The following is a 26836-nucleotide window of genomic DNA, read 5'->3' on the forward strand; positions in this document are numbered from 1 at the left end:
TCATTCAGCCGCGCGACGGGCCGCCGCAGCGGCGCGATCGGTCGCTTCCTTCGCGGCGTCCTTGGCATCGCCCATGGCCTTCTGGCCCTTGCCCTTCACTTCCTGGACCGCGCCTTCGCCCTGCAAGCGCTCGGAACCGGTGGCTTCGCCGATGCCCTGCTTGGCCTTGCCGATCGCCTCGTTGACGTTGCCCTTGATCTTGTCGCTGGTGCCACTCATGAAACTCTCCTTCCAGACTGTTCGCAAAGGCAACGTCTGGCGGCTATGAGGGTTCCGATTTTGGTATGGCTTGCGCCTGCGGCTTTGGGCTAATTTGCGGCGCACAGAACCAACAGAAAGCAAGCCCATGACCGGCCATGACCACACACATTCCCACCATGACCACGATCATCATGATGATCGCTGGAAACATGACGGTGTGCGCGTCATTCCCGGCAATCAGCTCGATACCAATGTGCCATCGACGGCCGGCATGGACCGTGCGGCGGCGATCAATTTCGCCCGTGTCGGCGCGCAGAAATTGTGGGCTGGCACCGTCAGCATCAGGCCGGATGCCAAGACCGGCGCGCATCACCACGGCCATCTCGAAAGCGTCATCTATGTGGTAAAGGGCAAGGCCCGGATGCGCTGGGGCGAGAGCCTGCAATTCACTGCGGAAGCCGGCCCCGGCGATTTCATCTTCGTGCCACCCTACGTCCCGCACCAGGAGATCAACGCCAGTGCTGACGAGGTGCTGGAATGCGTATTGGTGCGCAGCGACGGTGAGGCGGTCGCGGTCAATCTCGACATCGAGCCGGTCGAGAAGCCCGAGACTGTGCTGTGGATCGACCCGATCCATCGGGATCCCAGCGATAAGAAGTAAGACGCGAGGTCAGCGCGGGGTTCGGTGCGACCAGACCCCGCAGCCGGCGTTCAGAAAAATAATTGGAAGCCGTGTCGGAACGCCTCTCGGTCGTTCGTCCTTGGGCAGAACCCCGCCCAAGGAGCTCCCGATGTCCAGGATGTTTTTTCTCAATCTGCCGGTGACCGACCTCAAGCGCGCGACCGCCTTCTACGAGGCGATTGGCGCGACCAGGAACCCGCAATTCAGTGACGACACGGCGAGCTGCATGGTCTTTTCCGAGGCCATCTACGTGATGCTGACGACCCACGATAAGTTCCGGCACTTCACGCCGAAGCCGATCGCGGATGCAAAGACATCGAACCAGGCGCTGTTCTGCCTGTCCGCCGATAGCCGGAGCGAGGTCGATGAGATCGTCGGCAAGGCCGAAGCTGCGGGCGGGGTCCCCGATCCCAGCCCGATCGATGACTACAGCTTCATGTACGGCCGCAGCTTCGAGGATCCGGACGGCCATATGTGGGGCGTGAACTGGCTGGACATGGCAGCCGTTCCCGCGAAGCCCGCCATGGCCACGGCCTGATCGAAAGCCGAAGAGGAGCATTCGCAATGTCCAAGCTCGTGCCTTGCATGTGGTTCAACGGCGATGCCGTGGAAGCCGCGAGATTCTACGTTTCGCTCGTTCCGAACTCGGAGATCACGCACGTTCAGCACAACGTTTCCGACGGCCCGTCCGGCAAGGAAGGCTCGGTGCTGGTCGTCGAGTTCACGGTGGCCGGACAGCCCCTGGTCGCGCTCAACGGCGGCATGAAGATGGAGTACACGCACGCGATCTCGTTGATGATCCATTGTGACGATCAGGCCCAGGTCGACAGCGTCTGGAATGCGTTCCTGGCCCACGGCGGCAAGGAAGAGCAGTGCGGCTGGCTCAGGGATCGCTGGGGCGTGGCCTGGCAGGTCGTGCCGAAGGTGATGTTCGAGTTCCTCACGAGCTCCGACAAAGCTGCCGCCGCCCGTGCGATGCAGGCCATGATGAAGATGGTGAAGCTGGACGTGGAGACTTTGCGACACGCGTTCGAGGGCAAGTCGGCGGCGTGACTCGTGCCGCGCACTCAGTGCCGCAGGGTAGGCAAAGGCGGGCAAGCGCCGTGCCCACGATCTCTCTGCGATTGAGGGAGGTGGTGGGCACGCTTGCGCTTTGCCCACCCATGAGACCGTGCGGCCCGTTAGTAGTTAATCCTCAGCCCCACGCCGCCATGGATGGTGTTGCCCACCGGCTGAGGGCCCAGCGTGCCGTTGGCGAAGAGGTCCACGACCCACCCCTTCTGCACGCGGAAGCCGAGGCGGCCGCCATATTCGAACCAGCCCTGATTGCCCATCGTCGGCACCACCGTGCCGTCGCCGGTGACGGTGGCGACGATGCCGCTGTGGCTGGCGAACGACTGCACCCAGCCGCCGTTGATGTTGGTCTCGATGTTGCCGGCGAAAAGATGGGTCCATTGGCCGCCGATCTTGACCAGGCTGGTGCGGTCGGTGCCATCAGCAATGGTGGCGTCGAACGGATTGAACGCGACTGTGTTGTCCGCATAGCCCGACACGCGCTGCCAGAGCTGCCAGACCTCGATCGAGGCCGCGACCTCGTCGCGCGGTGACAGCCGGCTCATCCAGCCGGCGCGACCGTAGACTGCGTAGTTCGCAGCATTGGTCGCACTCGTCACGTTCACCGGACCGAGGCTGGTGTCGTAGCTGCGGGTGTAGCGCGCCTTTTCCCACGGCGTCAGGATCGTGCCGACGTCGAAGAACGGGCGTGACGAGCCCCAATCGGTGAAGTCATAGCGCAGCGCAAAGGCGCCGATCGGCGCACTGGTGATGTGGTAGCCGCCCTCGCTGTATTGCGTGTAGGCAAGGCCGGCGAGCAGCGATAGATTGTTGGTCAGCTCCTTGCGGCCGTGGATGCCGGCCGAGAACGAGCCGGCCGAACCGAATGCGCTGACGCAGTCGCTGCAATTGACTTGCTCGTTGACACCAAGCAGCACCGTGCCGAGCACGCGGTTGGTGATCATCTGGTTGAAGCGCTGGTTGGCGAGACCGCCCACCGAGTCGCCACTGGAATCGGCGCCGGTCGGCATCGGGCTCGGCGACGGATAGGGACTTGGCGACGGATAAGGGTAGGGCCCGCCGCATCCGGACTCGCAGCTCGCAGCGGTGACAGGCCGCGTGTTGAGTGCGAACAGGGCAAGCATAGCGGCGGCGGCCAACGCGCCGGCCAGAAAAAGCCGTCCGAAGCGGAGCTTCGCCATCATCAGCGTCCGCACAGCATGCCGTCGTCTTGGACGGCAGGGGTGATCGTCGGTGAGGCATCGGCATATTGGTTGACGGCGCAAAGCCCGGCATTGGCGGCGCAGTTGGCCGCAAACGTCCAGGGCGGCGTATTGGTCTTGGTGATGGTGACCTTGCCGCCCGTCGAGGTGATCACCGCGGTGTCGCCCGGTTGGGTGAGCTGGATGCACTGGAAGTTCAGCGTGCAGACGCTGGCCGCGCCCTCCTGAAGCACGACAACCGAGCGGCCGCGCTGCGACAGGATGTCGAGCGTGGTGCCGCGAACGCCGATGGTCGCGAGTGGCGTCGTGATCTTGTAGGCGGTTTTCGCCGAGTGTCCGGTCACGAAGCGGAAGGCGCCGGTGGTCATGCGGATCGCGACGTCGCGATAGCTGCGTTCGTCGTTGAAAACGGTGCGGTCGAGCTTCAGCGTCGCGCTCGGCCCGAGCGACAGATTGGTGCTATCGGCCATTACGAAGCGCGCCGCGCCGTCGGCGCCGGTGCGCACGGTCTCGTCGCGCAGCATGCTGTCGCCGACGCTGATCGGCGTCGTGGTCGCGGCGACGCGGACCACCTCGTTCTGGACGAGGACGGCTTCACCGACGCGCGTCTGGGCCTGTGCACAAGGCGCAACGCACAGTGCGGCCGTCAGCAGTGTGGGGAAAAGCAGAAAACGTAAATTCATTTCGTAACCGATCGAGGTCCCTGATCGCGCACGCTCATGTTGTGGTAGAATGATCTCAAGCGGCGCGAGACGAGCGTTAGCTTAGTGACAGTTGCGGCAGAATGCGTTCAATGGATCGGCTGAGTTGTTTTTTATTCGCGGTGACGCAGATTTGCCACGTAAAATAGTCCCAGAGCAGTCGCATGAAGCACACGCGGTTCCGAAGGTGTCGCGAAGCGCAGTGATCGCTGTCGCGATCTTCCTGGTTGCTCATCTTGCGTTTCTGATCGGGCTTGTGACGCCGGAAAAATTCGTCTTCGACGAGGTGCATTACGTGCCGGCCGCGCGGCAGATGCTGGGCTCCACGGCGTCGCAGACGATGCTCAATCCGATGCATCCGCCGCTGGCGAAAGAGCTGATCGCGGCATCGATCGCAGCCTTCGGCGACAACGCATTCGGCTGGCGCTATCCTGCGGCGCTGTTCGGCGCACTCGCGATCGTCGCGATCTATCTCTGCGGCCTCGCATTGTTCGGATTGCAAGGGCCGGCGATCGCGGCGGCGTTGATCGCGGCATTCAACCAGATGCTCTATGTGCAGGCGCGCATCGCGATGCTCGACATCTTTGCGCTCGGCTTCGGTCTGCTCGCCATCGCGGCCTTCATGCACGGCTTTCGACGCGAGCGGCCGCAGGCGCTGTTCGCGCTCGCGGGTGCGCTGTTCGGTCTCGCGGCTGCCTGTAAATGGAGCGGCCTGTTTCCGCTCGGTGTCTGCATCGTCATCGTTGCGGTGATCCGCCTGATGCAGGGCTGGCACACCCTGTTTGCCGACGCGAAGCCCGCTGACTGGTACCGGCCCGATCTCTGGCCCGGATTCAGGGCGCATCATGCCGTGCTCTGCTTCGTGCTGCTGCCGGTCGTGACTTATGTCCCCGCCTTCGTTCCGCTTTACGGGGTGTCGCTGCCGGATCTGCTCGAGGCGCAGCGCAGGATCTTCGCTGACAACACCACGGCTGCGATCGCCGGCCACACCTATATGAGCTCGTGGCCGTCCTGGCCGCTGCTGGCGCGGCCGGTGTGGTATCTGTTCGACAGGACCACGGACGACAACGTCGCGGCGATCGTCTTCCTCGGCAACCCCCTGGTGCTGTGGCCGGCGCTGTTCGCGCTGTTGATGGTGCTGCGCGACTTCATCGTCGCACGTCGCTGGGACGCGTTCCTGATCGCGGCGTTCTATTTCGGACCCTGGTTTGCCTGGGCGCTGCTGCCGCGGACGCTCGGCTTCATCTATTATTATCTGCCGGCCGCAACTGCGGCCTCGCTCGCGCTGGTCTATGTGCTGCGCAGAGAGGGCGTGCCGCGATGGTTGTTGTGGGGGTATGTCGGAATCGCCGCGATCGGCTTTGCGGTGATGCTGCCGATTTCAGCCGCCTTCATCGGCACGTCGATGCAGATGTTCAACCGGCTGATGCTGTTCCAGAGCTGGATCTGACAAGTGGAAAACCGCCCGCCGCGCAAGCGGCAGGCGGTTTGTCGATCATTGCGATCACTTCGACGCGGTCTTGGTGTCCATGTTCACGACCTGGACGCGGCGGTTGATCGGGTCGGCGCCGTTGGCGGTGTCCTTCAGCTTGGTCTTGCCGTAGCCGACGGTGACGAGGTCGCTGCCGTTGAGGCCGTAGTTCTGCACCAGGTACTTCTTGATGGTGTCGGCGCGACGCTCCGACAGACCTTGATTGTACTCGTCGGTGCCGACCGCATCGGTGTGGCCGGCGACCACGAAGGTCGAGCCCTTCAGCGACGGGTCCGACAGAGCCTTGCCGAGCGCCTGTACCGATGGCACCGAGGTCTTGGCGATGTCGGCCGAGTTGTAGTCGAACTGGATCTCGAGATCGACGTTCGGCTTGGTCGCCGCGAGTTCGGCAATCTGGTCACGTTCGCCCGTCGAGAGTGAACGGGTTTGCCGATTGCGTATGGTGTTCAGGAAGGTCGCTTCCTTGGCCTGCGCGGTCGCGTCGACCTGCGGACCGGTGGAGAGACCGCGGGTGATCGGCTTCGGCTTCAACGCATCCAGGATCTGGCTGGTCGAGACGTTGGTATCGCCGGCGAAAGCCAGGCCCGCGGTCAGCGACAGTGCGGCCGTGAGCGTGATCGTCTTCAGTCCAAAAAACTTATTGAAATGGGTCATTGTCGTATCCTCGCTGTGACGCCTGATGGCGATTTGATGCTGCGAGCATAGAGAAGGTTCAAATGCTCCGATGTGATCCTCGTCACCTTGCTGGGCAGGGGCTTCCAGGCCCAGTTTAGCGGATTTTCGCAGCGTTTCAGCTGCCCCCCGCGAACTGGTGAACAGCATGCGTTGCGCCTCTTTCAATGCTAGTTCGAGCCCCCCGCACATCTTGCGTGATGTGGGTCACATTCAGCTTGCGTCGAAGAGTTCAAAGTCCACCCCATCGGCAGTTCCGAATTCGGGGAGAAAGACCATGCGTTTCCTGATCGCGGCAGTCTCCTTCGCGGCTCTCGTCTTCTCTGGCAACGTCGTGCTGGCTGTCGACGCAGCCGTTCCGGCGATTGCCCCCCAGGCCAGCGAAGTCGAGCTCGAGTTCTGGCGGTCGATCAAGGACAACAGGATCGAGGAACTCAGCGCCTATCTGAACAAATATCCAAACGGCGCATTCAAGGCGCTGGCGCTGGCCCGTATCGCGGCGATCCAGAAGGGCTCCGCGACGACGACGCCCAATCCCATACAAGCTACCGCCCCTTCGATTACCAGGGACGTCGCCAACCAAGCCTCCGAAGAGCAGATCGATCTGGACAAGGACCAGCGCCTCGACGTGCAGCGCCGCCTGGACGGCCTTGGCTTCGATACCAAGGTGAGCGGCAAGTTCGACGACGACACGCGCTATTCGCTCAAGCGCTGGCAGACCGCGCGCGGTTATCCCGCGAGCGGCTATCTCAACAAGCTCCAGCACAAGGCCTTGCTTTCGGAGGTCGTCTCAACCCGCGTCGCTGCGACCGGCAATTCCGACGACGAGCCGGCGCATCGTCGCTCTTTGGCTACCAATGGCCGCCGCTATCACAGCAGTGGCGGCGGTGGTGACCGCGGCGGTGATGGCATGGACGGCCCTGGCGTCTTCCTCGGCCACGTGGTGGGCGGGCTGTTCGGGCGCTGAAACCTATGCACATCGATCGTCGCAAAGCCGTCGCTGCATGGCCTGCTCGCGAACAAGAAATCGGCCAGATGCGCGCCTAGCAAAATCGTCATCCGAACAGCAGACGAGGGAGCCGAGTTCCGTCCAGTGCCGAGGCCAAGTGACTACCAGTTCTACCGCAATGGCCCGCCGGATCGGACCGTGTCTCTGAATGCGATGCCGATCTATATCGGTGCGGCGATGATCGCGGTGGCGATCCTGCTCTCGACATTGATCACGGGGCTCACCAGCCGTTATGTCGGCCTCGAAGCTCCGACCGAGGAGAACATGTGGCTGGTCGACCGCCTGACCGGCAGCGTGTATCGCTGCCAGGCGGAGGGGCGGGGCAGGGCGTCCTGTGAGCCCGATATCGCAACCGGCAGCCTCAGTGATGGGCCCAGGGACCAATCCAAGGACCAGCCCAAGGCGCCGAAGGACGGACGCTAATCTCGGCTCGCTTTGCGTTGCAACAAGAAAGAAAATTGTCTTCTCCGCGAAACGTTCTCACCAGAGAATACGTATTTGCGAATGCCGGCATGACGCCGGTTTCGTTTTACTTAAGGAGACTTCTCGATGAAGACATTGCTCACCGCCGCAGCCTTTGTCGCGTTTGCCCTTTCAGTTTCCCCGGCGTCCGCCGCGATGATGGCGTGCACCAACGATAATCTGATGAAATCGACGGCCATGATGACCGGCACCGCCGACACGCCCGCCAAGGTCGCCGCGAACAAGGAAATGGCGATGGCCAACACGGACATGAGCATGGGCAAGATGAAGGGCGCTTGCATGCATTATATGAAGGCGCAAAAGGCCATGATGATGAAGTAGGCCTCGGCCGCATCATCCAGCCGCGTTGTCAGCAGATGGCAGCGCGGCTTTTCTTTGCCGCGTTCTCTCGTGTTCTGCTTTTGCTTGGCGCGAATCCCGCTACATTGTTCCTTGCAATGTCCCGCGCACCAAAACCCCTTCCGCTTCCGACAACACAGGCCCGGCAGATCTGGCTGCGCGCCCAGCGGCTCGACACGCGCGCGCCGTTCGGGGAGGGCGCGCGGGCGGTGGCCGATGCGATCGCGCATCTCGGCTATGTGCAGATCGACACCATCAATGTGATCGAGCGCTGCCATCACCATATCCTGTTCAGCCGCATCCCGACCTATCGCCGCGCCGACCTGCGCGATGCCCAGGGCGTCGACAAGAGCGTGTTCGAATACTGGACCCATGCGTTGTCCTACATTTCCTCGAACGATTTTCGCGTCTTCCTGCCGGCGATGCGCGAGCACAAGCGGGAGGGGCATCGATGGTATGCCTCGGTGACGCCGGCCGACACGCGCAAGGTGATGCGGCTGTTGCGTGCCGGTCCGCTGACGATTCGCGACATCGAGGACGACGTGCTCACCGAGAAGGAGCATCTGTGGCAGAGCCGAAAACCCTCGAAGCGGGCGCTTCAGCTCGCCTTCTACACCGGTGTTGCGACCATCAGTGCGCGCCAGGGCATGCTCAAGACCTATGATCTGATGACGCGGCACTTCGGCTGGGACAAGCTGCCGAAGCCGGCGTCGCCTAAAGAGATCACGGCCTATCTGCTCGACCGCGCGCTGCGCTCGCAGGGCGTCGTCAGTCTCGATTCGATCTGCCACCTCGATGCGCCGAGCAAGAAGGCGGTCAGTGCCCTGATCGCCGCGCGTGTTCGTCGCGGCGAGCTCGTGCCTGTCGCGATCGAGGGGGCCGGCAAGCAGGAGCATTGGGCGAGTCCTGCGGCGCTGGAGCCGCATGACGTGCCGCCCGATCTTGTCCATATCCTGTCGCCGTTCGATCCGTTGATCATCCAGCGCAAGCGCACCAATCTCATCTTCGGCTACAACCATCTGTTCGAGGCCTATGTGCCGAAAGCCAAGCGCAAGCTCGGCTATTTCGCGCTACCCGTGCTGGTCGGAGACGAGATCGTCGCCGCGCTTGATCTGAAGACCGACCGGCAGGCCAAGAAGCTGTTGATGCAGAAATGGACCTGGCTTGGGCAGGGCAAGAAGACGGTCGGGCGCAAGGAACTCAAGCAGAAGATTGAGGAAGAACTCGATCGCTTCGAGCGATTTCAGCTGGCGGAGTGAATGGAGATCGGACGCGTCGCGGCGAGCCGGTCGATCCAGACGCCGAACGCAATCCCGATCGCATACGCCAGAGCGGCGCGGGTCAGAACCTTGCGTCGCTGCGCAATTGTGTTGCCCGGTTGCGCTCCGCGCATGGCTTCCATTGACTCTTTGCCCATGATGCTCAAAACCGCCAATCAGCCCATAAAAGCAACAACCCTGGGGAAGATATGAGCCAGACCACGACCTACGCCGGTTCTGCCGGAGCGGCCAAGAGCGAAATCGAGACGTCGGCCATCCGCGCCATCTCCTGGCGCCTGATCCCGTTCCTGGTGCTGGCCTACTTCTTTTCCTATCTCGACCGCGTCAATCTCGGCTTCGCCGCGCTGACCATGAACGCCGAGCTGAAGTTCACGCCGCTGATCTTTTCCTGGGGCGCCGGCATCTTTTTCATCGGCTATTTCATCTTCGAGGTGCCGAGCAACCTGGCGCTGGAGAAGTTCGGCGCCAGCCGCTGGATCGCTCGCATCATGGTGACCTGGGGCATCATCTCGGCGCTGATGGCGCTAGTGAACGGCGTGACCGGCTTCTACGTCCTGCGTTTCCTGCTCGGCGTCGCCGAGGCCGGCTTCTTCCCCGGCATCATCCTCTATCTCACCTATTGGTACCCGGCCGAATATCGCGGCCGCTTCCTCGCGGCCTTCGCGATTGCCGTGCCTGTTTCGACCGTGATCGGCGCACCGATCTCGGGCCTCTTGCTCGGGCTCGACGGTGCCATGGGCCTGAAGGGCTGGCAGTGGCTGTTCGTTCTCGAGGGCATCCCCTCGATACTGCTCGGCATCGTCACCTGGTTCTACCTCACCGACAGGCCGGAGAAGGCCGACTGGCTCTCGGCCGAGCAGAAGGCCTGGCTGAAGGGGCGGCTCGATTCCGAGATCGCGGCCAAGCAGGCGGTAAAGCATCTGACGCTCGGCGAGGCGCTGTCTTCGCCCAAGGTGATCATGTTGAGCCTGATCTATTTCGGCTTCGTCGGCGCGCTTTACGGCATGCAGTTCTGGCTGCCGCAGATCGTCAAGGCGTTCGGTCTCACCAATGCGCAAACCGGCTTCGTCACCGCGGTCCCCTATGTGTTCGGCACGATCGCGATGATCCTGTGGGCACGGCATTCGGACTCTACGCGCGAGCGCGTGATGCATGTCGGTCTGCCCATGATCCTGATCGCGGTTGCGCTCGCGATTTCCAGCTACATCACCGATCCCGTCATGACGATGGTGGCGCTCACCTTCGCCGCGATCGGCGTGTTCTGCGTCTTCGGCGTGTTCTGGACCTTGCCGACCTCCTGGTTGTCAGGCACGGCGGCCGCCGGCGCGATCGCACTGATCAACTCGATCGGCAATCTCGCCGGCTTTGGCGGTCCCTATCTGATCGGCTGGGTCAAGGAGACCACCGGCCAGACCTCGACCGGCCTGTTGGTGCTCGCCGTGCTGCCGCTGCTCGCTGGCATTTTGGTCTTTGTCGGTGGCCATGAGACCAAGCACGAGTTTGTCGAGCAGAGGCGGTAAGCCGAGCAAACGGTCCCGTAGGGTGGGCAAAGGCGTGCTCTTCGCACGCCGTGCCCACCTTCTGCTGCGATAAGGGTCGCAGGCACGGCGCTGGCGCGCCTTTGCCCACGCTGCGGTATATCGCCTTGGGCTCGCCGCGCTCGATCCGGCCTCACGGCCCTGCCACAGCACCTCCCACAATCGCGCCATCCCAATCCTTACCACCCCCTAATGATCACGCTTTCCTGATGACTGACGATTATTGACTTTTATCAGTGATTAGTCGACATTCCTCTCAACGCAGACGCAGGAGTGTCCTCCGATGTTCGTTCGGTCAGTTTTGTCCAGCTATTCCAGGCTATTGGCGGGTGTGTCGCTGGCGCTGATGGCGACCGCACTGGCTGGGTGCAATGATACCGTGGCACAAAAGGCCGAGCCGCCGCGGCCGGTCCTGGTCGCGACGGCCCACTATGATGCCGAGACCCCTGAGCGCAGCTTCGTCGGTACCGTCAGGCCTCGGATCGAGAGCGACCTTGGCTTTCGCGTGGCCGGCAAGGTCGCCAAGCGCCTCGTGGAAGTCGGCCAGACTGTCGAAGTCGGCCAGGCGCTCGCGACCCTTGATGAGGTCGATCTAAAACTCCAGGCCGAGCAGGCCGTTGCCGAGCAGACCGCAGCAACCGGGGTGCTGGCCCAGGCTGCTGCTGCCGAGCAGCGGACCAAGGATCTGAAGGCCAAGGGCTGGACTACCGATGCCCAGATGGATTCGAGCCGCGCAGCCGCCGACGAGGCGCGGGCGCGCCTGGACCGGGCCGAGCGCTCGGTCGAGCTGACCAAGAATTCCCTTTCCTACGCGACGCTCAACGCCGACGCCCGTGGCGTCGTCACCGCAACGCTGATCGAGCCCGGCCAGGTGGTCGCCGCGGGCCAGGCTTCGATCCGTGTCGCCCGCTTTGCCGAAAAGGAAGCGGTCGTCGCGATCCCTGAGACGCTGGTTGGGCGTGCCAAGTCGGGCGCCGCCAGCGTCACTCTTTGGTCGGAGCCGGGAAAGAAATACGCCGCGAAGCTGCGCGAGATCGCGCCCACCGCCGATCCGTCCACCCGCACCTATCTCGCAAAATTCTCGCTGCCCGAGGCCGATGACAAGGTCGAACTCGGCATGACCGCGACGCTGACGCTGTCGGACGCCGCCACCGAACGCGTCGCGCGGCTGCCGCTGTCGGCGCTGTTCAACGAAGGCGGCAAGCCGTCCTTCTACGTCGTCGACGACAATGGTGGGGTCACGCTGAAGCCGGTCGCCGTGAAGTCCTACGACAGCAACGACGTCGTCATCACCAGTGGTGTCGACGAGGGCGCCAAGATCGTCGCCCTCGGCGTTCAGAAGCTCGATCCCGGCCAGAGGGTTCGGGTGGTGTCGTCACTGTCCTTCTAAGTGCTTTTACGAGTTCGTCGTGTGAGGTGAGTTTCGGCCCAAGCGCAAATGCAAGGGCTGAAGCGGCGAAGCGATCCAGAACCTGCCCAGCCCCCTGGATTGCTTCGCTGCCTCGCGCCGACGGTTGAACAGAGCGGCTGTCGTTTTTGGCAATTGGATCGACTTTCCGGAGAGAGCGATGAAGCGCTTCAACCTTTCGGCCTGGGCCGTCAGCCATCCGACGCTGGTCTTGTTCCTGATGCTGGTGCTCGGCGTTGCCGGCTTCTTCTCCTATGAGAAGCTCGGCCGCGCCGAAGATCCGTTCTTCACCGTGAAGGTGGTCAACGTCTCAGTGCTGTGGCCGGGGGCGACCTCGCAGGAGATGCAGGCGCAAGTCGCCGATCCCATCGAGAAGAAGATTCAGGAACTGCCCTATTTCGAGAAGGTGCAGACCTATTCCAAGCCCGGCTTCACCGCACTTCAGGTGACCTTCCGCGATTCGACGCCGCCGAAGGACGTGCCCTATCTCTTTTATCTCCTGCGCAAGAAACTCGCCGATGTGCAGGGCCAGTTGCCTGCCGGCATCCTCGGTCCGGTCGTCAATGACGAGTTCTCCGACGTCGACTCCATCCTCTACATGATGACCGGCGACGGCGCCGACTACGCTCAGCTCAAGAAGGTCTCGGAAGGCTTCCGCCAACGCCTGCTCAAGGTGCCTGGTGTGACCAAGGTCGATGTCTACGGCAATCAGGACGAACGCATCTTCGTCGAATTCTCGCATGCCAAGCTCGCGACGCTCGGCATCACGCCGCAGGCGCTGTTCGATTCGCTCGCCAAGCAGAACAACGTGACACCGGCCGGCACGGTCGAAACCTCGGCGCAGCGGGTGCCGCTGCGCGTCACCGGCGCGCTCGACGGCGTCAAGGCCGTGGCCGAGACCCCGGTCGAGAGCAATGGCCGCGTGTTCCGCCTCGGCGACATCGCAACCGTCACGCACGGCTATGTTGATCCGCCGAGCTTCGTCGTCCGCCAGGAAGGCAAGGCCGCGATCGGCATCGGTGTCGTCACCGCCAAGGGCGCCAACATCCTGGAGCTCGGCAAGGAGGTCGAGAAGGCGACCGCTGAATTCATGAAGGCGGTGCCGCAGGGCATCGACGTCTCGATGATCGCCGATCAGCCCAAGGTGGTCGAGCACGCCGTCAGCGAATTCGTGCACTCCTTCATGGAGGCGCTGGTCATCGTGTTGTTCGTGTCGTTCCTCGCGCTCGGCTGGCGCACCGGCATCGTGGTCGCGATGTCCGTCCCGCTCGTGCTCGGCATCGTCTTCATCGTGATGAACGTGATGTCGCTCGACCTGCACCGCATCACCCTCGGTGCGCTGATCATCGCGCTCGGCCTCCTGGTGGATGACGCCATCATCGCGGTCGAGATGATGGTCGTGAAGATGGAGCAGGGCTGGGATCGCATGCGCGCCGCCTCCTTTGCCTGGGAATCAACTGCGTTTCCGATGCTCACGGGAACGCTGGTCACGGCCGCTGGCTTCCTCCCCATCGGCTTTGCCAATTCCGCGGTCGGCGAATATGCCGGCAGCATCTTCTGGATCGTGGCGATCGCGCTGGTCGCCTCCTGGTTCGTGGCGGTGATTTTCACGCCCTATATCGGCGTCAAGCTGCTGCCGGAGATGAAGGCGCACCACAATCACGATCCGCACGCGGTCTACGAGACCCGCATGTACCGCGGCCTGCGCGCCATCGTGCAATGGTGCGTCGATCATCGCATCACGGTGGTGGTTGCGACCGTCGGCGTCTTCGTGGCCTCGATCGTCGGCTTCGGCCACGTCCAGCAGCAGTTCTTCCCGCTCTCCGAGCGGCCCGAGCTGTTCTTCCAGTTGCGCCTGCCTGAGGGCACCGCCTTCAACGTGACCGAGAAGGCCGTGAAGAAGGCCGAGACGCTGCTCAAGGACGACAAGGACATCGAGACCTATACGTCCTATGTCGGCCAGGGGTCGCCGCGTTTCTGGCTTGGCCTCAATCCCCAGCTTCCGAACGAGGCGTTTGCCGAGATCGTCATCGTCGCCAAGGGTGTCGAGGCGCGCGAGCGCATCAAGGCCAAGATCGAGAATGCGGCGGCGGACGGCATGCTGAGCGAGGCGCGCGTCCGCGTCGACCGCTTCAATTTCGGTCCGCCGGTCGGCTTCCCCGTGCAGTTCCGCGTGATCGGCCCCGACGCCAACAAGGTGCGCGAGATCGCCTACCAGGTTCGCGACGTCATGCGGCAGAACAAGAACGTCAAGGACGTTCAGCTCGACTGGAACGAACAGTCGCCTTACCTCAAGCTCGTCGTCGACCAGGATCGCGCCCGTGCCATGGGCCTGACCCCGCAGGACGTGTCGCAGGCGCTGTCGATGCTGATCTCGGGTTCACAGGTCACGACCGTGCGTGACGGCATCGAGAAGGTCGGCGTGGTTGCTCGTGCCATTCCCTCTGAGCGTCTCGACCTCGGCGGGGTCGGCGATCTCACCATCACCACGCGCAACGGTGTCGCCGTGCCGCTGCGGCAGATCGCCAAGATCGAGTATTCCCATGAGGAGCCGATCCTGTGGCGGCGTAATCGCGACATGGCGATCACCGTGCGCTCCGACGTGATCGACGGTGTGCAGGCGCCTGATGTCACCGGCCAGATCGCGCCGAAGCTCCAGCAGATCAAGGATTATCTCGAACCGGCCTACCGCATCGAGGCGGGTGGCGCGTTCGAGGAATCGGCCAAGGGCAATGCCTCGATCTTCGTTCTCTTCCCGGTGATGGTCATGGTGATGCTGACGCTGCTGATGATCCAGCTGCAGAGCTTCTCGCGGCTGCTGCTGGTGTTCCTGACCGCGCCGCTCGGCATTGTCGGCGCCTCCTTGGGCCTCAACGTCGCCAACGCCCCGTTCGGCTTCGTGGCGCTGCTCGGCCTGATCGCGCTCGCCGGCATGATCATGCGCAACACGGTCATCCTGGTCGACCAGATCGAGACCGACGTCTCGCACGGCCTGACCCGGCGCGAGGCGATCGTGGAGGCGACCGTCCGCCGCGCCCGTCCGGTGGTGCTGACGGCGCTCGCCGCCATCCTCGCCATGATCCCGCTGTCGCGCTCGGCCTTCTGGGGCCCGATGGCGATCACCATCATGGGCGGCCTGTTCGTCGCGACCTTCCTGACGCTGCTCTACCTGCCGGGCCTCTATGCCCTGTGGTTCAGGAAAAGCCTCGACGAAGCCGGTACGCCGGAACAGCCTGCCGCGCCGCAGCATGGGAGCGATGACCAGCACGCAATTCCGCTTGCTGAAGCGGCTGAATAAATGAGAAGACTAACGATGGACGAGTCCTGACACATGACACTGGTTGCGGAACATATCGAAGGCGACACCCGGGATCGTATTCTCGAGGTGGCCGAGCGGCTGTTCCGCGTAATCGGCTACCAGAAGACCACGGTCGGAGACATCGCCAAAGAACTCCGGATGAGCCCCGCCAACGTCTATCGCTTCTTCGAATCGAAGAAGGCGATCCACCAGGCGGTGGCAAGAGGCCTGATGGGCGAGGTCGAGCTGGAAGCACAGCGGATCGTGGCCGCGCCCGGTCCAGTGCTGGAGCGCTTCCGCGAACTGCTCACCACCATCCATCGCATGAACACCGAGCGCTATGTCGGTGACTCCAAGCTGCATGAGATGGTCGAGATCGCGATGCAGGAGGACTGGGACGTCTGCGTCGCGCATATGGAGTGCATTGCCGGCGTCATCGGCCAGGTGATCGCGCAAGGCGCTGCCACCGGCGAGTTCGAGGCGCCGGACCTGCAACTGGCTTCGCTCTGTGCCTGCACCGCCATGATGCGGTTTTTCCACCCCCAGATGATTGCCCAGTGCGCCACCAAGCCGGGCCCGACCATCGACCAGATGATCGATTTCGTCATCGCCGGTCTGTCGCCGCGCCACTGACGGGCCGCTGGATTTCCCCCTATAAGCAGGCCGACCGCCCCGGGCTGACCGGTTGGTGGCGGGCGAGGACGGATCAACAAATTCCGTCACTGCGAGCGTAGCGAAGCAACCCAGACCGTCTCCGCAGAGGGATTCTGGATTGCTTCGCTGCGTTCGCAATGACGAAAAGGAAGCAGCGCGTGACCGACAAAGACCTGTACTTCTACGAACCCTCCAAGGGCCACGGCCTCAAGCACGATCCCTTCAACGCGATCATCGCACCGCGGCCGATCGGCTGGATCTCCTCGCGCGATGGCAAGGGCCACGTCAACCTCGCGCCCTACAGCTTCTTCAACGCATTCTGCTATGTGCCGCCGATCATCGGCTTCTCCTCCACCAACTGGAAGGACTCGGTCGAGAACATCCAGCAGACCGGCGAATTCGTCTGGAATCTCGCCACCATGGATCTCGCCAGGCACATGAACGCGACCGCCGCGCATGTTGCGCCCGAGGTCGACGAGTTCGAGATTGCGGGCCTCACTGCCGTGCCCGGCAAGCTCGTCAACGTGCCGCGCGTGGGCGAGAGCCCGGTCGCCTTCGAGTGCAAGGTCTCCGACATCGTCCGCCTCAAGGGCGCCGACGGCAAGGAGGCCGACGCCTGGCTGACGCTGGGCGAGGTCGTCGCCGTCCACATCGACAAGGCCATGATCAAGGACGGTGTCTACCAGACAGCGGCGGCCCGCCCGATCGTGCGTGCGGGGCGCCGCGGCGATTACTTTGAGATCAAGCCGGAAAACATGTTCGAGATGGTCCGGCCGGACTAGGCCGGGCCACGCCCAAGCCGTCATTCCGGGGCGCGCCGTCAGGCGCGAGCCCGGAATCCATTCATCCACCGGCGCTGCCCTGCGATGGATTCCGGGCTCACGCTTCGCGCGCCGCGGAATGACGGTAGGAGAGATTCAAGCCCATCCCCTCCCGGAACTGCCAGCACGCCCCGGCCGTTATGGTCCCTCGGGGGGCGGCCGCCCGGTCGCGTCAATTCGCATCATTTTGCGCGAAGTGTTCACTCACCCCGGCCAGTTTCCGCTAAAATACCCGATATCAGCGCCGTTGCATGAGGTCCGCCATGAGCTTCCGCCGCGACACCCTGACAAAGCCGATCTTCTCCTGGGCGCGCGGCGTGCTGCCGTCGATGTCCGACACCGAGCGCGAGGCCATCGAGGCCGGTGACGTCTGGTGGGATGCCGATCTCTTCACCGGCAATCCCGACTGGTCGAAACTCTTGAAGACGCCGCAGGCAACGCTGACGGATGAGGAGCGGGCCTTTCTCAACGGTCCCGTCGACGAGCTCTGTGCCATGCTCGACGAGTGGAAGATCCTTTGGGAATGGCGCGACCTGCCTCCGGATGTCTGGACCTTCATCAAGCGCGAAAAATTCTTCGGCATGATCATCCCGAAGGAGTTTGGCGGTCTCGGCTTCTCGCCCTATGCGCATTCGGAAGTGGTTCGAAAGATCTCGACCCGCTCGATCGCGGCTGCCGTCACCGTGATGGTGCCGAACTCGCTCGGGCCCGGCGAGTTGCTGATGCGCTTTGGCACCAGGGAGCAGCAGGAGCGCTGGCTGCCGCGGCTTGCCGACGGCGTCGACATTCCCTGCTTTGGCCTCACCAGCCCGGAGGCCGGCTCCGATGCCGCCTCGATGCTCGACACCGGCATCATCTGCAAGGGCGTTTTCGAAGGCCGCGAGGTCACAGGCCTCAGGCTCAACTGGCACAAGCGCTACATCACGCTCGGTCCCGTCGCGACCTTGCTGGGCGTCGCCTTCAAGGCCTACGACCCGGATCGTCTCGTTGGCGATCAGGAAGAGCTGGGCATCACCGCGGCGCTGATCCCGACCAATCTGCCCGGCGTCGAGATCGGCCACCGCCATCTGCCGTCGATGCAGGTCTTCCAGAACGGTCCGAACTGGGGCCGCGATGTCTTCGTTCCGCTGGACTATGTCATCGGCGGCAAGGAGCGCCTCGGCCAGGGCTGGAAGATGCTGGTGACGGCGCTGGCTGCCGGCCGCGGCATCTCGCTGCCGTCGCTCTCGGCCGCTGGTGCCGCATACGCCGCGCGCACCACCGGCGCATATGCCCGTATCCGGGAGCAGTTCGGCATCTCCATCTCCAAATTCGAAGGCGTCGAGGAGCCGCTCGCGCGCATCGTCGCGACCGCCTATCAGCTCGACGCGGCGCGGCGGTTGACCTGCGCGGCGCTGAATGCCGGCGTGCATCCGGCCGTGATCTCCGGCATCATGAAGCTGCACGCGACCGAGCGGATGCGGACCGCGATCGACGACGCCATGGACATTCATGGCGGCAAGGCCGTGATCGACGGACCGCAGAACTATCTCGGCAATCTGCACCGTGCAGTGCCTGTGGGTATCACGGTCGAAGGCGCCAATATCCTCACCCGCAGCTTCATTGTGTTCGGGCAGGGCGCCATTCGCGCGCATCCCTATCTGCTTGACGAGATGACGGCCCTTGCAGACACTGACCGCGAGCGCGGCCTCACGGCCTTCGACAAGGTGTTCTGGAAGCACGTCGGCCACAGCGTCCAGACGCTGTTCCGCGCCTTCGGCCGGAGCTGGACCTTTGGCGCCTTCGCGCTTGCGCCAGATGCGGGCGACGCCACGCCGTTCTATCGCCAGCTGTCGCGCTATTCCGCGGCGTTCGCGCTTTGCGCCGACATGGCGCTGCTGACGCTCGGCGGTGCGCTGAAGCGCAAGGAGATGCTGTCCGCGCGGTTCGGCGACATTCTGTCCGAACTCTATCTGCTCTCGGCCGCGCTCAAGCGCTGGCAGGACGAGGGCCGGCAGAAGGAGGACTTTGCCGCGCTTGAATGGTGCATGGCGAGCGGGTTCAAGACCATCGAGATCAGGCTCGCCGAAATTCTCACCAATCCGCCGAACCGTTTCGTCGCGCTGATCCTCAAGTTCGTGGTCCAGCCCTTCGGCGCCCGCGTGCTCGGCCCATCCGACCGCGTCGTGCATCAATGTGCGAGCCTTGTGCTGGAACCGTCGGCGGCACGCGAGCGCCTCACGCCGGATCTTGCCCATGTCGATGACGACAGCGGCTTCGCCCGGCTCGAGCGCGCGTTCAAGCTGGTTACGGCCACGGATGCCATCGCCAAGCGCATGCGCGCCGCGCATATCCGCGACTGGAAGGAGGCCGTCGCCAAGGGCGTGATCACGCAGGCCGAAGGCGAGCAGTTGGCGGTCGCACACGAAGCCGTCACAAAGGTGATCGAGGTCGACGATTTTGCGCCCGAGGCGCTGTCGCCGATTTACAAGAAATCCGACGACGTGCATCAATTCTTCCAGGAACTCGGTGAACAGAGGGCGGCGAGCTGATGGCACGACCGGTTTTCATCGTTGACGGCAGCCGGACGCCGTTTCTGAAGGCCCGTTCCGGGCCGGGCCCGTTCACGCCAGTCGATCTCGCCGTGCAGTGCGGACGGCCGCTGCTGGCGCGCCAGCCGTTTTCGCCTGATGATTTCGATCAGGTCATCCTCGGCTGCGTCAATGTGATCGCGGACGAGATGAATCCGGCCCGCGTCGCCGCGCTGCGGCTCGGCATGGGCGAGGACATGGTCGCCTTCACGGTGCAGATCAATTGCGGCTCCGGCATGCAGTCAATCGACACCGCCTATCGCTACATCCGGGAGGGCCATGCTGACATGATCCTCGCCGGCGGCACCGAGGCGCTCAGCCACGCGCCGCTGGTCTGGCCGAATTCCGGCGTGCGCTGGTTCGCCGGCCTTGCCACCGCCAAGGGCGTGGCCGCGAAGATGGCCGCCGCGTTCAAGCTGCGCCCGCGCTATCTCAAGCCGATCATCGGGCTGGAGCGTGGGCTGACCGATCCTATCACTGAACTCAACATGGGGCAGACCGCCGAGGTCGTCGGCCATCTCTTCGGCATCACGCGCGCGCAGTCCGATGCTTATGCCGCCGAGAGCCATCGCCGGCTCGCGCATGCGCAGGCCGAGGGCTTTCTGAAGGGCGAGGTCGAGACCACATTCTCCCGAGACGGCAAATTCTTCGACCATGACGACGGCGTCCGCCCGGACTCCACGGCCGAGACGCTGGCAAAGCTGAGGCCGGTGTTCGAGCGCCCCTGGGGCCAGGTCACCGCCGGCAATTCCTCGCAGATCACCGACGGCGCCTCCTGGGTGATCCTCGCCTCCGACGCCGCCGTGGCAAAGCACAAGCTGACACCGAAAGCCGCGATCGTCGACAGCAACTGGGCCGCGCTTGATCCCAGCATCATGGGGCTCGGCCCGGTGATGTCGGCGACGCCGCTCCTGACACGCAACAACCTGACCCTGCAGGACGTCGAGACCTGGGAGCTCAACGAAGCTTTTGCGACGCAGGTGCTCGGCTGCCTCGCTGCCTGGAACGACGACAAATTCTGTCGCGAGATCCTGCGGCTCGACGGCACGGCGGGCGAGATCGATCGCGAAAAACTCAACGTCGACGGCGGCGCGATCTCGCTCGGCCATCCCGTCGGCACCTCCGGCAACCGCATCGTGCTGCACCTCGTCAACGCGATGAAGCGACTTGGTACGCGGCGCGGGATTGCCACCGAATGCATTGGTGGCGGGCTCGGCGGCGCCATGCTGATCGAGGCGGTGTGACCATGGATTCCAAGATCATGACCGCGCTCGCCGACCGTATTCTGGAGCTCGGACCCAAGCCTGGGACTGACAGTCCGTACAAGCACTTCAAGCTGACGCGCGATGCCGACGGCGTCGCGTGGCTGCTGTTCGACCGCGCCGACGCGAGCGCCAACACGCTTTCATCCGACGTGATGGAGGAGTTCGATGCCGCGCTTGCCGCGATCGAGACCGAGCGTCCGGCCGGCCTCGTGATCCGCTCGGCAAAGCCGTCCGGATTCATCGCCGGCGCGGACGTCAACGAATTCCGCGGCGCCACCGATCCTGAAGTGGTGGAGACCCGCATTCGTGCCGCGCATGCGGTGGTCGATCATCTGGAGGCGTTGAAGCTGCCTACCGTTGCTGTGATCCACGGCTTCTGCCTCGGCGGCGGGCTCGAGGTCGCGCTCGCCTGTCAGTCGCGCATCGCCATCGATGGCGCGCGCTTCGGCTTCCCTGAGGTGATGCTGGGCCTGCATCCGGGTCTCGGCGGCACGGCGCGTTTCACCGCGCTGGTCAATCCGACCCAGTCGATGGCGATGATGCTGACCGGTCGCACCATCGATGCGCGCCGTGCCAAATCGCTTGGCCTCGTCGACAGCGTGACGCAGGAGCGCCACGTCCGGGGCGCTGTGAAGGATGTGTTGTTCGGACGCCTGAAACGGGCCAAGCCCGGTCTTCTGACACGCGGAGCCAATCTCGCTCCGGTGCGCGGGTTGCTCGCCAAGCGCATGCGCTCGGAGGCGGCGAAGGCCGCGCCGCGCGAGCATTATCCCGCGCCTTACGCGCTGATCGATCTCTGGGAAACGCATGGCGGCAGCAAGGCCGCGATGCTGAAGGCGGAACAGACGTCCTTCGCCAAGCTGATGGTCACGCCGACCGCGCAGAATCTGATCCGCGTGTTCTTCCTGCGCGAGCAGATGAAGAAGGCCGCCGGCTCCGGCAACACGGTCAAGCACGTCCATGTCATCGGCGCCGGCGCGATGGGGGGCGACATCGCGGCTTGGGTAGCCGGGCAGGGGCTGCGCGTCTCGCTCGCCGACATGAAGGCTGAGCCGATCGCCGGTGCAGTGAAGCGCGCCGCGGAACTCTACGGCAAGATCATCCGCAAGCCGACCGAGGTGCGTGACGCGCTCGATCGGTTGATCCCGGACATGGACGGAGAAGGCGTCCGCAACGCCGATCTCATCATCGAGGCGGTGCCGGAAAAGCTCGAGCTCAAACAGAAGGTCTACGCCGGGCTCGAACCAAAGATGAAGCCGGGCGCGATCCTTGCGACCAACACGTCCAGCATTCCGCTTCAGGACCTGCGTACGACGCTGGCGCGGCCGGAACGGCTGGTCGGCCTGCACTTCTTCAATCCGGTGTCGCGGCTGCAACTGGTCGAGGTCATCAGCCATGACGGCAATGACGCGCAGGTGCTGAAGGAGGCGCTCGCCTTCGTCGGCGTCATCGATCGTCTGCCGTTGCCAGTGAAGAGCTCGCCCGGCTTCCTCGTCAACCGCGCACTCACGCCTTACATGCTCGAAGCCATGGTGATGCTGGACGAAAAGATCGACCAGCGCCTGATCGACGCCGCGGCTGAACAGTTTGGCATGCCGATGGGACCAATCGAACTGGCCGATCAGGTTGGCCTCGACATCTGCCTCGACGTCGGCGACATGCTGCGCGCCAGGTTCGGCGATCTGTTGCCGCCGACGCCGGCCTGGCTGCGCGAAAAGGTCGCCAAGGGCGAACTCGGCCGCAAGTCCGGCAAGGGATTTTACACCTGGAAGGACGGCAAGGCGGAGAAGGCGCCATTGCCCGAGACCGGTCCGCGCGTCACTGACCAGATGATCGACCGCCTGGTGCTGCCGATGTCCAATGTCTGCGTCGCGGCTCTTCGCGAAGGCATCGTCGACGATCCTGATACGGTCGACGGCGCCATGATCTTCGGCACCGGCTACGCGCCGTTCCGCGGTGGCCCCCTCAACTATGCGCGCACGCGGGGCATGGAGAATATTGTATCGACCATGCGTGCCCTGGCTGGGCGATTCGGTGAGCGTTTCGCGCCCGATCCGGGCTGGGAAAATTTCAAGTGAGTGACATATGACCGAAACGTCCGAGACCGAGCCGAGCGGCGATCTTTGCATCCGGACGCTAGCGATGCCTGCCGATACCAATGCCAATGGTGACATTTTCGGTGGCTGGCTGCTCAGCCAGATGGACGTCGGTGGCGGCGTTTTCGCCTCGAAGGTCGCGAAGTCGCGCACCGTCACGGTTGCGATCGACGCGATGAATTTTCGAAAAGCCGTCTATGTCGGCGATCTCGTCTCGGTCTACGCCAATCTCGTACGCGTCGGGCGCACCTCGCTCACCGTCCATCTCGAAGCCTGGGCGCTGCGGCGGCGCGAGTTGCAACCGATCCTCGTGACCGACGGCAATTTCACCTACGTCTCGATCGATGAGAGCGGCCATCCGCAAGCGATCCAGCGAGACGCTCCGCCGATCGCGACGTAAGCGCGCGCGGCGTTGCGTCTCAGCTCACGAAGTCGTGCGGCGTTAAGAAACGCGGCGCGACCAAGTCATCGCGTCGCGCCTTCGGCAACAACCAGTCACAAAACGGATGAGGTCCCGGCGTACTCAATAGCCGTCGATTCGGGGTGAAAACCGACCACTTCGCCTGAGGAACTTTCAGGCATGGATCCGGTTATTTGCCCGCACTGAGGAATCCACGGGCCATGCCGGACAGCTACATCATCGAAGTAAACTCGCAGACCGCGGGCATCGTGGTCCGCGGCCACGGAGGCTATTGCTTCTTCGCCTCGTCCCAGCAATTCAGTCGCCTCGAAGGCCAGCTCTTTCGCAACGCCCGCGAAGCCGAGCGCGCCGCGCGCAAGCTGATGAATGGTGATGTGAAGGAGGCGGCGTAGCCTTCTTCCTTCTCCCCCTTGTGGGAGAAGGTGGCGCGAAGCACCGGATGAGGGGTGTACTATCCGCGGACTCGGGTTTGCTTCACGGAAGCATCCCTCTTACCCGTCTCGCCGCTGCGCGGCGATCCTCTCCCGCAGGGGGAGAGGGTAAGAGTCTCACAACTTTGTTGCGGAGCGCGACAACAGCTTCCACTCGTCGCCCTGCTTCTGCCAGTTCATCAGGATGTGAAGGCTGTTTGCCACTTTCTGTCCGCCGGTCATCATCTCGGCCATCCAGTGGAAGCGCACGATGGCGGCGGGACCGACGACCTTGATGGTCGGATCCTTGTACGTAATCGACAGGAATTCCGTTTTGCCGTCGGTGGCGTTGGCGATGAAGGCCGCCTTGTCCTCCAGGAAGCCGTTGGAGTGGCTGTAGCTCAGATCGTCCGCGCACAGCGGGCCTAGCGCCTTCGGATCGGCTGCGATCTGGGCGAGGCGAAATGCCTCGACGTTTTTTGCCACCGCCTCATGGTCCGTCCTGGCAGCATGATCGCGATTAAGTGTCATCATATCCTCCGCTCTTGAGCTTGTACCTACTGTTGCAGCCGCATGCGATTTTGTCGAGCCTCGGGCCGCAGCAGGCTGCATTGCGTCAGCCGGCGCGAATTGATACCCCTCGCGCATCGTTACGCCGGGCGCGAGAGGAAACACGAAATGATGCCGGGACTGGGCAAGGCGTTGCTGTTCGACATCGACGGCACGCTCGCGAACACCGATCCGCTGCACCTCAAGGCCTTCAACCAGGTGCTCGGTCCGCGCGGCCATGTCTTCGACCACGCGCGCTTCTCCAGGGAGTTGCAAGGTTTTGCCAACGTGTCGATCGGCGAGCGCTTTCTGCCTGACGAGCCATTGGACCGCCGCGCCGAAATTCTCGGTGAGAAAGAAGAAGTGTTCCGCACGCTGGTCGCGGGCCAGATCGAACCGCTGCCCGGCCTGATGGCACTGCTCGACCGCGCGGACGGCGCGGGTATTCCCATGGTCGCCGTCACCAACGCGCCGCGTCTCAATGCCGAACTGCTGTTGTCCGGCCTGGGCATCACGCATCGCTTCAAGGCGCTCGTGATTGGCGACGAACTGCCGCACGGCAAGCCGCATCCGCTGCCTTATCAGGAGGGCTTGCGCTTTGTCGGCGCCAGCGCGGCCGCCTCGATCGCCTTCGAGGATTCCCGCTCCGGCGTGCAGTCGGCCACCGCCGCCGGCATTGCGACCATCGGTATTCGGACCAGCCTCAGCGATGCTGACCTTGTTGGATCAGGTGCGGTTGCCTCGGCGAGGGCCTTCGACGATCCGGAGCTGCTCGCGCGGCTCGCCGCCGCGATGGCGTGGTGAGAGTTTCGTCCATTAACCGTGATCGGCACGCGCATTGACCGCGCGCGCGAGAAGCCGCACCATGCATCATTCTGATTTGAGGCCGTTGTCGTGACCGGATTGACCCATCGCCAAGCTGAAATCCTCAACATCGCCCGCGCCTCCGGCCGCGTCATGGTCGAGGAGCTGGCGCGCCGGTTCGAAGTCTCGGCGCAGACCATCCGCAAGGATCTCAACGATCTCTGCGAGCGCCGTTCGCTCACTCGCGTCCATGGCGGCGCGATCATCGCCTCGGGCGTCGAAAATCTGGCTTACGAGGCGCGCCGCTTCGTTGCCGCCGACGAGAAGAAGGCGATTGGCGCAGCCGCAGCCTCGTTGATTCCGAACGGCTGCTCGCTCTTCATCAACATCGGCACCACGACGGAGGAGGTCGCGAGCGCGCTGACCTCGCATGAGGACCTCCTTGTCATCACCAACAACCTCAATGTCGCGATGCTGCTCTACCGCCATCCCCGCATCGAGGTGGTGGTCGCCGGCGGAACGGTGCGGCGCGCCGACGGAGCCGTGGTCGGCTCGACTGCGACGCAGCTGATCGGCCAGTTCAAGGTCGATTACGCCATCATCGGCGCGTCCGCGATCGACGAAGAGGGCGCGTTGCTCGACTTCGACTATCGCGAGGTGCAGGTGGCGCAGGCCATCATCGCCAATGCCCGCAGCGTCATGCTGGTGGCTGACTCGACAAAACTTCGCCGCAGCGCGCCGGTCCGCATCGCCCATATCAGCCAGATCCAGACCTTCGTCACCGATCAGGAACTGCCCGAGCGTCTCGCCACCATCTGCCACAGCAAGGGAATCGAGGTAATGGCGGCGATGCCGAAGGGAGCGGGAGATATCGACGAGACCCAGGCCGATGCGCAGGACGCGGCACCCGAAGCCGCACCCGTGGTGAGGCTGCGCTAGCGCGTCAGGCGCCGTCCCAAGGGTTGAACAGCGGAACGTCGAAAGCCGCGAAATCCTTCTCGTTGCGCGTGACGAGCGTGAGCGTGTTGGCCAACGCAGTGGCCGCGAAGAACCCGCCCATCACGGACAATGCAACGCCGCTGCGACGGCTCTGTGCCATCAGATCCCCCCAGCGCTCAGCCACCGCGTGGTCGATCGGCAGGATGCGCTCTGCAAATCGCGCCGGCAAATCGTGGGCGAGCCGGGTGGTCAGCGCCGCGCGCCGACGGCCGTCATCGAGCAGCGCGATGCCGCGGCGAAGCTCGGCGATCGAGGCAACGCTGATGAACGCGCGATCCTCATCGACCGTATCTAGCCAAGCCAGAACTTTTGGAGAAGGTGCCGGTCGCTGGACCTCCGACAGCACGTTGGTGTCGAGCAGCAGGTTCATGGCATTTCGTCACGCGGTTCGTCGTGAGCGCGCTCAAGTTCGAGTTCGGCACCGCGCAGCGGCGAGGCCAGCAGGAATTCGGCGAGAGTGCCTTTGCGCGCGGTTTTGCGTGCCCATTCCTCGGCGGAAACGACCACTGCATCGGGCCTGCCGTGGCGGGTAATGATCTGCGGGCGGGTTTGGGCACGGTCGACGACCTCCGATAGGCGCGCCTTGGCGTGCGCAAGCGTCCAGGTGTCTTTCGGTGTGGCAGTCGGCGGCGTTTCGGGGGCGGTGCTGTGATCCGTCATGTCGATCAACTCATATGACTAATATGACTATAATGGTCATAAGCGGCTGTTCAAGAGCTGGGCGATCGTTGGGGATTATCGAGCGAATCGTCGATTTCGACAGCCGGCTGCACACAGAAAAAGTTCCACTTTCGCTTCCTTTGGTCTCTCTTTCATCTTGCTTTCGTTTTTTGGTGTGATCTAATCAAAAACGAAAGTAACCGCTGGA

28 protein-coding genes are annotated in these 26836 nt (G+C 63.5%); 20 read left to right on the forward strand and 8 right to left on the reverse strand.

The window, feature by feature from the left end; all coding sequences use genetic code 11:
* Window positions 1-219: a CsbD family protein gene (locus JQ631_RS00125; RefSeq protein ID WP_212322499.1), complete on the reverse strand. Its 219-nt coding sequence runs from the start codon at window positions 217-219 to the stop codon at window positions 1-3.
* 127 nt (window positions 220-346) lie between these two features.
* Here JQ631_RS00125 and JQ631_RS00130 point away from each other — a divergent pair, with 127 nt between their 5' ends.
* From JQ631_RS00130 to JQ631_RS00140, 3 genes are all read left to right on the forward strand, one after another.
* Window positions 347-862 carry a cupin domain-containing protein gene (locus JQ631_RS00130; RefSeq protein ID WP_212322502.1) on the forward strand — a complete coding sequence of 172 codons (516 nt, stop codon included), beginning with the start codon at window positions 347-349 and terminating at the stop codon, window positions 860-862.
* Between the two features lie 130 nt (window positions 863-992).
* Complete coding sequence (locus JQ631_RS00135) at window positions 993-1421, forward strand: VOC family protein (protein ID WP_212322505.1); 429 nt, start codon at window positions 993-995, stop codon at window positions 1419-1421.
* A gap of 26 nt (window positions 1422-1447) precedes the next feature.
* Window positions 1448-1936, forward strand: coding sequence for a VOC family protein (locus JQ631_RS00140; protein WP_212322508.1), 489 nt, complete (start codon window positions 1448-1450; stop codon window positions 1934-1936).
* A 128-nt stretch (window positions 1937-2064) separates the two neighbouring features.
* Here the strand turns inward: JQ631_RS00140 and JQ631_RS00145 are convergent, their stop codons facing one another.
* The gene (locus JQ631_RS00145; RefSeq protein ID WP_212328431.1) at window positions 2065-3138 is read right to left on the reverse strand and encodes a hypothetical protein; all 1074 of its coding nucleotides are present in this window, start codon (window positions 3136-3138) and stop codon (window positions 2065-2067) included.
* A gap of 2 nt (window positions 3139-3140) precedes the next feature.
* Entirely contained in the window at window positions 3141-3842 is a 702-nt protein-coding gene (locus JQ631_RS00150) for a FecR family protein (protein WP_212322510.1), read from the reverse strand.
* A gap of 205 nt (window positions 3843-4047) precedes the next feature.
* Here JQ631_RS00150 and JQ631_RS00155 point away from each other — a divergent pair, with 205 nt between their 5' ends.
* A complete protein-coding gene (locus tag JQ631_RS00155; protein WP_349644947.1) occupies window positions 4048-5310 on the forward strand; it encodes a phospholipid carrier-dependent glycosyltransferase in 1263 nt (420 codons plus the stop codon).
* 54 nt (window positions 5311-5364) lie between these two features.
* Here JQ631_RS00155 and JQ631_RS00160 read toward each other — a convergent pair whose 3' ends face one another.
* Window positions 5365-6006 (reverse strand): OmpA family protein, encoded by a 642-nt coding sequence (locus tag JQ631_RS00160; protein ID WP_212322513.1) that lies wholly within the window; start codon window positions 6004-6006, stop codon window positions 5365-5367.
* Between the two features lie 295 nt (window positions 6007-6301).
* Between JQ631_RS00160 and JQ631_RS00165 the strand changes: the two genes are divergently transcribed.
* The 4 genes from JQ631_RS00165 (at window position 6302) to JQ631_RS00180 (ending at window position 9114) form a co-directional block, all read left to right on the forward strand.
* Window positions 6302-6991: a peptidoglycan-binding domain-containing protein gene (locus tag JQ631_RS00165; protein WP_349644948.1), complete on the forward strand. Its 690-nt coding sequence runs from the start codon at window positions 6302-6304 to the stop codon at window positions 6989-6991.
* Between the two features lie 195 nt (window positions 6992-7186).
* A complete protein-coding gene (locus JQ631_RS00170; RefSeq protein ID WP_212328432.1) occupies window positions 7187-7456 on the forward strand; it encodes a hypothetical protein in 270 nt (89 codons plus the stop codon).
* 126 nt (window positions 7457-7582) lie between these two features.
* Window positions 7583-7837, forward strand: coding sequence for a hypothetical protein (locus tag JQ631_RS00175; RefSeq protein ID WP_212322518.1), 255 nt, complete (start codon window positions 7583-7585; stop codon window positions 7835-7837).
* 116 nt (window positions 7838-7953) lie between these two features.
* The gene (locus JQ631_RS00180) at window positions 7954-9114 is read left to right on the forward strand and encodes a winged helix-turn-helix domain-containing protein (protein WP_212322520.1); all 1161 of its coding nucleotides are present in this window, start codon (window positions 7954-7956) and stop codon (window positions 9112-9114) included.
* Here JQ631_RS00180 and JQ631_RS00185 read toward each other — a convergent pair.
* A complete protein-coding gene (locus tag JQ631_RS00185) occupies window positions 9099-9281 on the reverse strand; it encodes a hypothetical protein (protein WP_212322522.1) in 183 nt (60 codons plus the stop codon). The genes JQ631_RS00180 and JQ631_RS00185 overlap by 16 nt on opposite strands.
* 42 nt (window positions 9282-9323) lie before the next feature.
* Between JQ631_RS00185 and JQ631_RS00190 the strand changes: the two genes are divergently transcribed.
* The 10 genes from JQ631_RS00190 (at window position 9324) to JQ631_RS00235 (ending at window position 23598) form a co-directional block, all read left to right on the forward strand.
* The gene (locus tag JQ631_RS00190) at window positions 9324-10655 is read left to right on the forward strand and encodes an MFS transporter (RefSeq protein WP_212322524.1); all 1332 of its coding nucleotides are present in this window, start codon (window positions 9324-9326) and stop codon (window positions 10653-10655) included.
* A gap of 301 nt (window positions 10656-10956) precedes the next feature.
* The gene (locus JQ631_RS00195; protein ID WP_212322526.1) at window positions 10957-12063 is read left to right on the forward strand and encodes an efflux RND transporter periplasmic adaptor subunit; all 1107 of its coding nucleotides are present in this window, start codon (window positions 10957-10959) and stop codon (window positions 12061-12063) included.
* A gap of 178 nt (window positions 12064-12241) precedes the next feature.
* Window positions 12242-15379: an efflux RND transporter permease subunit gene (locus JQ631_RS00200; RefSeq protein ID WP_212322528.1), complete on the forward strand. Its 3138-nt coding sequence runs from the start codon at window positions 12242-12244 to the stop codon at window positions 15377-15379.
* 33 nt (window positions 15380-15412) lie between these two features.
* Window positions 15413-16012, forward strand: coding sequence for a TetR/AcrR family transcriptional regulator (locus JQ631_RS00205; protein WP_212322537.1), 600 nt, complete (start codon window positions 15413-15415; stop codon window positions 16010-16012).
* Window positions 16013-16191: 179 nt separating this feature from the next.
* Window positions 16192-16815 carry a flavin reductase family protein gene (locus JQ631_RS00210; protein ID WP_212322543.1) on the forward strand — a complete coding sequence of 208 codons (624 nt, stop codon included), beginning with the start codon at window positions 16192-16194 and terminating at the stop codon, window positions 16813-16815.
* A 302-nt stretch (window positions 16816-17117) separates the two neighbouring features.
* Window positions 17118-19385: an acyl-CoA dehydrogenase gene (locus JQ631_RS00215; RefSeq protein WP_212322546.1), complete on the forward strand. Its 2268-nt coding sequence runs from the start codon at window positions 17118-17120 to the stop codon at window positions 19383-19385.
* Window positions 19385-20668 (forward strand): acetyl-CoA C-acetyltransferase, encoded by a 1284-nt coding sequence (locus JQ631_RS00220; RefSeq protein WP_212322549.1) that lies wholly within the window; start codon window positions 19385-19387, stop codon window positions 20666-20668. Before JQ631_RS00215 ends, JQ631_RS00220 begins: the two co-directional genes overlap by 1 nt.
* Window positions 20669-20670: 2 nt before the next feature.
* A complete protein-coding gene (locus JQ631_RS00225; protein ID WP_212322552.1) occupies window positions 20671-22767 on the forward strand; it encodes a 3-hydroxyacyl-CoA dehydrogenase NAD-binding domain-containing protein in 2097 nt (698 codons plus the stop codon).
* Between the two features lie 7 nt (window positions 22768-22774).
* Complete coding sequence (locus JQ631_RS00230; protein ID WP_212322555.1) at window positions 22775-23185, forward strand: acyl-CoA thioesterase; 411 nt, start codon at window positions 22775-22777, stop codon at window positions 23183-23185.
* A 221-nt stretch (window positions 23186-23406) separates the two neighbouring features.
* Window positions 23407-23598 carry a hypothetical protein gene (locus tag JQ631_RS00235; protein WP_212322558.1) on the forward strand — a complete coding sequence of 64 codons (192 nt, stop codon included), beginning with the start codon at window positions 23407-23409 and terminating at the stop codon, window positions 23596-23598.
* A gap of 156 nt (window positions 23599-23754) precedes the next feature.
* On the opposite strand, the gene JQ631_RS00240 is transcribed toward JQ631_RS00235, so the two are convergent.
* Window positions 23755-24150: a nuclear transport factor 2 family protein gene (locus JQ631_RS00240; RefSeq protein ID WP_212322560.1), complete on the reverse strand. Its 396-nt coding sequence runs from the start codon at window positions 24148-24150 to the stop codon at window positions 23755-23757.
* Between the two features lie 144 nt (window positions 24151-24294).
* Here JQ631_RS00240 and JQ631_RS00245 point away from each other — a divergent pair, with 144 nt between their 5' ends.
* Both JQ631_RS00245 and JQ631_RS00250 read left to right on the forward strand, forming a co-directional pair.
* Window positions 24295-24969 (forward strand): HAD family hydrolase, encoded by a 675-nt coding sequence (locus JQ631_RS00245; RefSeq protein WP_212322563.1) that lies wholly within the window; start codon window positions 24295-24297, stop codon window positions 24967-24969.
* Between the two features lie 90 nt (window positions 24970-25059).
* Complete coding sequence (locus JQ631_RS00250) at window positions 25060-25908, forward strand: DeoR/GlpR family DNA-binding transcription regulator (RefSeq protein ID WP_212297491.1); 849 nt, start codon at window positions 25060-25062, stop codon at window positions 25906-25908.
* A gap of 4 nt (window positions 25909-25912) precedes the next feature.
* On the opposite strand, the gene JQ631_RS00255 is transcribed toward JQ631_RS00250, so the two are convergent.
* Together JQ631_RS00255 and JQ631_RS00260 are read right to left on the reverse strand one after the other, a co-directional pair.
* On the reverse strand, window positions 25913-26338 hold the full coding sequence (locus JQ631_RS00255) for a type II toxin-antitoxin system VapC family toxin (protein WP_212322566.1): 426 nt from the start codon (window positions 26336-26338) through the stop codon (window positions 25913-25915).
* Window positions 26335-26628, reverse strand: coding sequence for a type II toxin-antitoxin system Phd/YefM family antitoxin (locus tag JQ631_RS00260; RefSeq protein WP_212322569.1), 294 nt, complete (start codon window positions 26626-26628; stop codon window positions 26335-26337). The genes JQ631_RS00255 and JQ631_RS00260 overlap by 4 nt, the downstream gene beginning before the upstream one ends.
* Window positions 26629-26836 lie beyond the last annotated feature (208 nt).

The sequence above is a fragment of the Bradyrhizobium manausense genome (genome assembly GCF_018131105.1).
In the GTDB taxonomy this organism is placed as follows: domain Bacteria; phylum Pseudomonadota; class Alphaproteobacteria; order Rhizobiales; family Xanthobacteraceae; genus Bradyrhizobium; species Bradyrhizobium manausense_B.

Excerpts from the sequence above, each read along its gene's own strand:
- JQ631_RS00260 (WP_212322569.1), bottom strand. The coding sequence starts at position 26,628 with ATGACGGATCACAGCACCGCCCCCGAAACGCCGCCGACTGCCACACCG.
- JQ631_RS00180 (WP_212322520.1), top strand. The coding sequence starts at position 7,954 with ATGTCCCGCGCACCAAAACCCCTTCCGCTTCCGACAACACAGGCCCGG.
- JQ631_RS00190 (WP_212322524.1), top strand. The coding sequence starts at position 9,324 with ATGAGCCAGACCACGACCTACGCCGGTTCTGCCGGAGCGGCCAAGAGC.
- JQ631_RS00150 (WP_212322510.1), bottom strand. The coding sequence starts at position 3,842 with ATGAATTTACGTTTTCTGCTTTTCCCCACACTGCTGACGGCCGCACTG.
- JQ631_RS00170 (WP_212328432.1), top strand. The coding sequence starts at position 7,187 with ATGCCGATCTATATCGGTGCGGCGATGATCGCGGTGGCGATCCTGCTC.
- JQ631_RS00230 (WP_212322555.1), top strand. The coding sequence starts at position 22,775 with ATGACCGAAACGTCCGAGACCGAGCCGAGCGGCGATCTTTGCATCCGG.
- JQ631_RS00220 (WP_212322549.1), top strand. The coding sequence starts at position 19,385 with ATGGCACGACCGGTTTTCATCGTTGACGGCAGCCGGACGCCGTTTCTG.
- JQ631_RS00255 (WP_212322566.1), bottom strand. The coding sequence starts at position 26,338 with ATGAACCTGCTGCTCGACACCAACGTGCTGTCGGAGGTCCAGCGACCG.
- JQ631_RS00200 (WP_212322528.1), top strand. The coding sequence starts at position 12,242 with ATGAAGCGCTTCAACCTTTCGGCCTGGGCCGTCAGCCATCCGACGCTG.
- JQ631_RS00240 (WP_212322560.1), bottom strand. The coding sequence starts at position 24,150 with ATGATGACACTTAATCGCGATCATGCTGCCAGGACGGACCATGAGGCG.
- JQ631_RS00135 (WP_212322505.1), top strand. The coding sequence starts at position 993 with ATGTCCAGGATGTTTTTTCTCAATCTGCCGGTGACCGACCTCAAGCGC.
- JQ631_RS00205 (WP_212322537.1), top strand. The coding sequence starts at position 15,413 with ATGACACTGGTTGCGGAACATATCGAAGGCGACACCCGGGATCGTATT.
- JQ631_RS00145 (WP_212328431.1), bottom strand. The coding sequence starts at position 3,138 with ATGGCGAAGCTCCGCTTCGGACGGCTTTTTCTGGCCGGCGCGTTGGCC.
- JQ631_RS00175 (WP_212322518.1), top strand. The coding sequence starts at position 7,583 with ATGAAGACATTGCTCACCGCCGCAGCCTTTGTCGCGTTTGCCCTTTCA.
- JQ631_RS00160 (WP_212322513.1), bottom strand. The coding sequence starts at position 6,006 with ATGACCCATTTCAATAAGTTTTTTGGACTGAAGACGATCACGCTCACG.
- JQ631_RS00225 (WP_212322552.1), top strand. The coding sequence starts at position 20,671 with ATGGATTCCAAGATCATGACCGCGCTCGCCGACCGTATTCTGGAGCTC.
- JQ631_RS00195 (WP_212322526.1), top strand. The coding sequence starts at position 10,957 with ATGTTCGTTCGGTCAGTTTTGTCCAGCTATTCCAGGCTATTGGCGGGT.
- JQ631_RS00125 (WP_212322499.1), bottom strand. The coding sequence starts at position 219 with ATGAGTGGCACCAGCGACAAGATCAAGGGCAACGTCAACGAGGCGATC.
- JQ631_RS00215 (WP_212322546.1), top strand. The coding sequence starts at position 17,118 with ATGAGCTTCCGCCGCGACACCCTGACAAAGCCGATCTTCTCCTGGGCG.
- JQ631_RS00140 (WP_212322508.1), top strand. The coding sequence starts at position 1,448 with ATGTCCAAGCTCGTGCCTTGCATGTGGTTCAACGGCGATGCCGTGGAA.
- JQ631_RS00235 (WP_212322558.1), top strand. The coding sequence starts at position 23,407 with ATGCCGGACAGCTACATCATCGAAGTAAACTCGCAGACCGCGGGCATC.
- JQ631_RS00245 (WP_212322563.1), top strand. The coding sequence starts at position 24,295 with ATGATGCCGGGACTGGGCAAGGCGTTGCTGTTCGACATCGACGGCACG.
- JQ631_RS00130 (WP_212322502.1), top strand. The coding sequence starts at position 347 with ATGACCGGCCATGACCACACACATTCCCACCATGACCACGATCATCAT.
- JQ631_RS00165 (WP_349644948.1), top strand. The coding sequence starts at position 6,302 with ATGCGTTTCCTGATCGCGGCAGTCTCCTTCGCGGCTCTCGTCTTCTCT.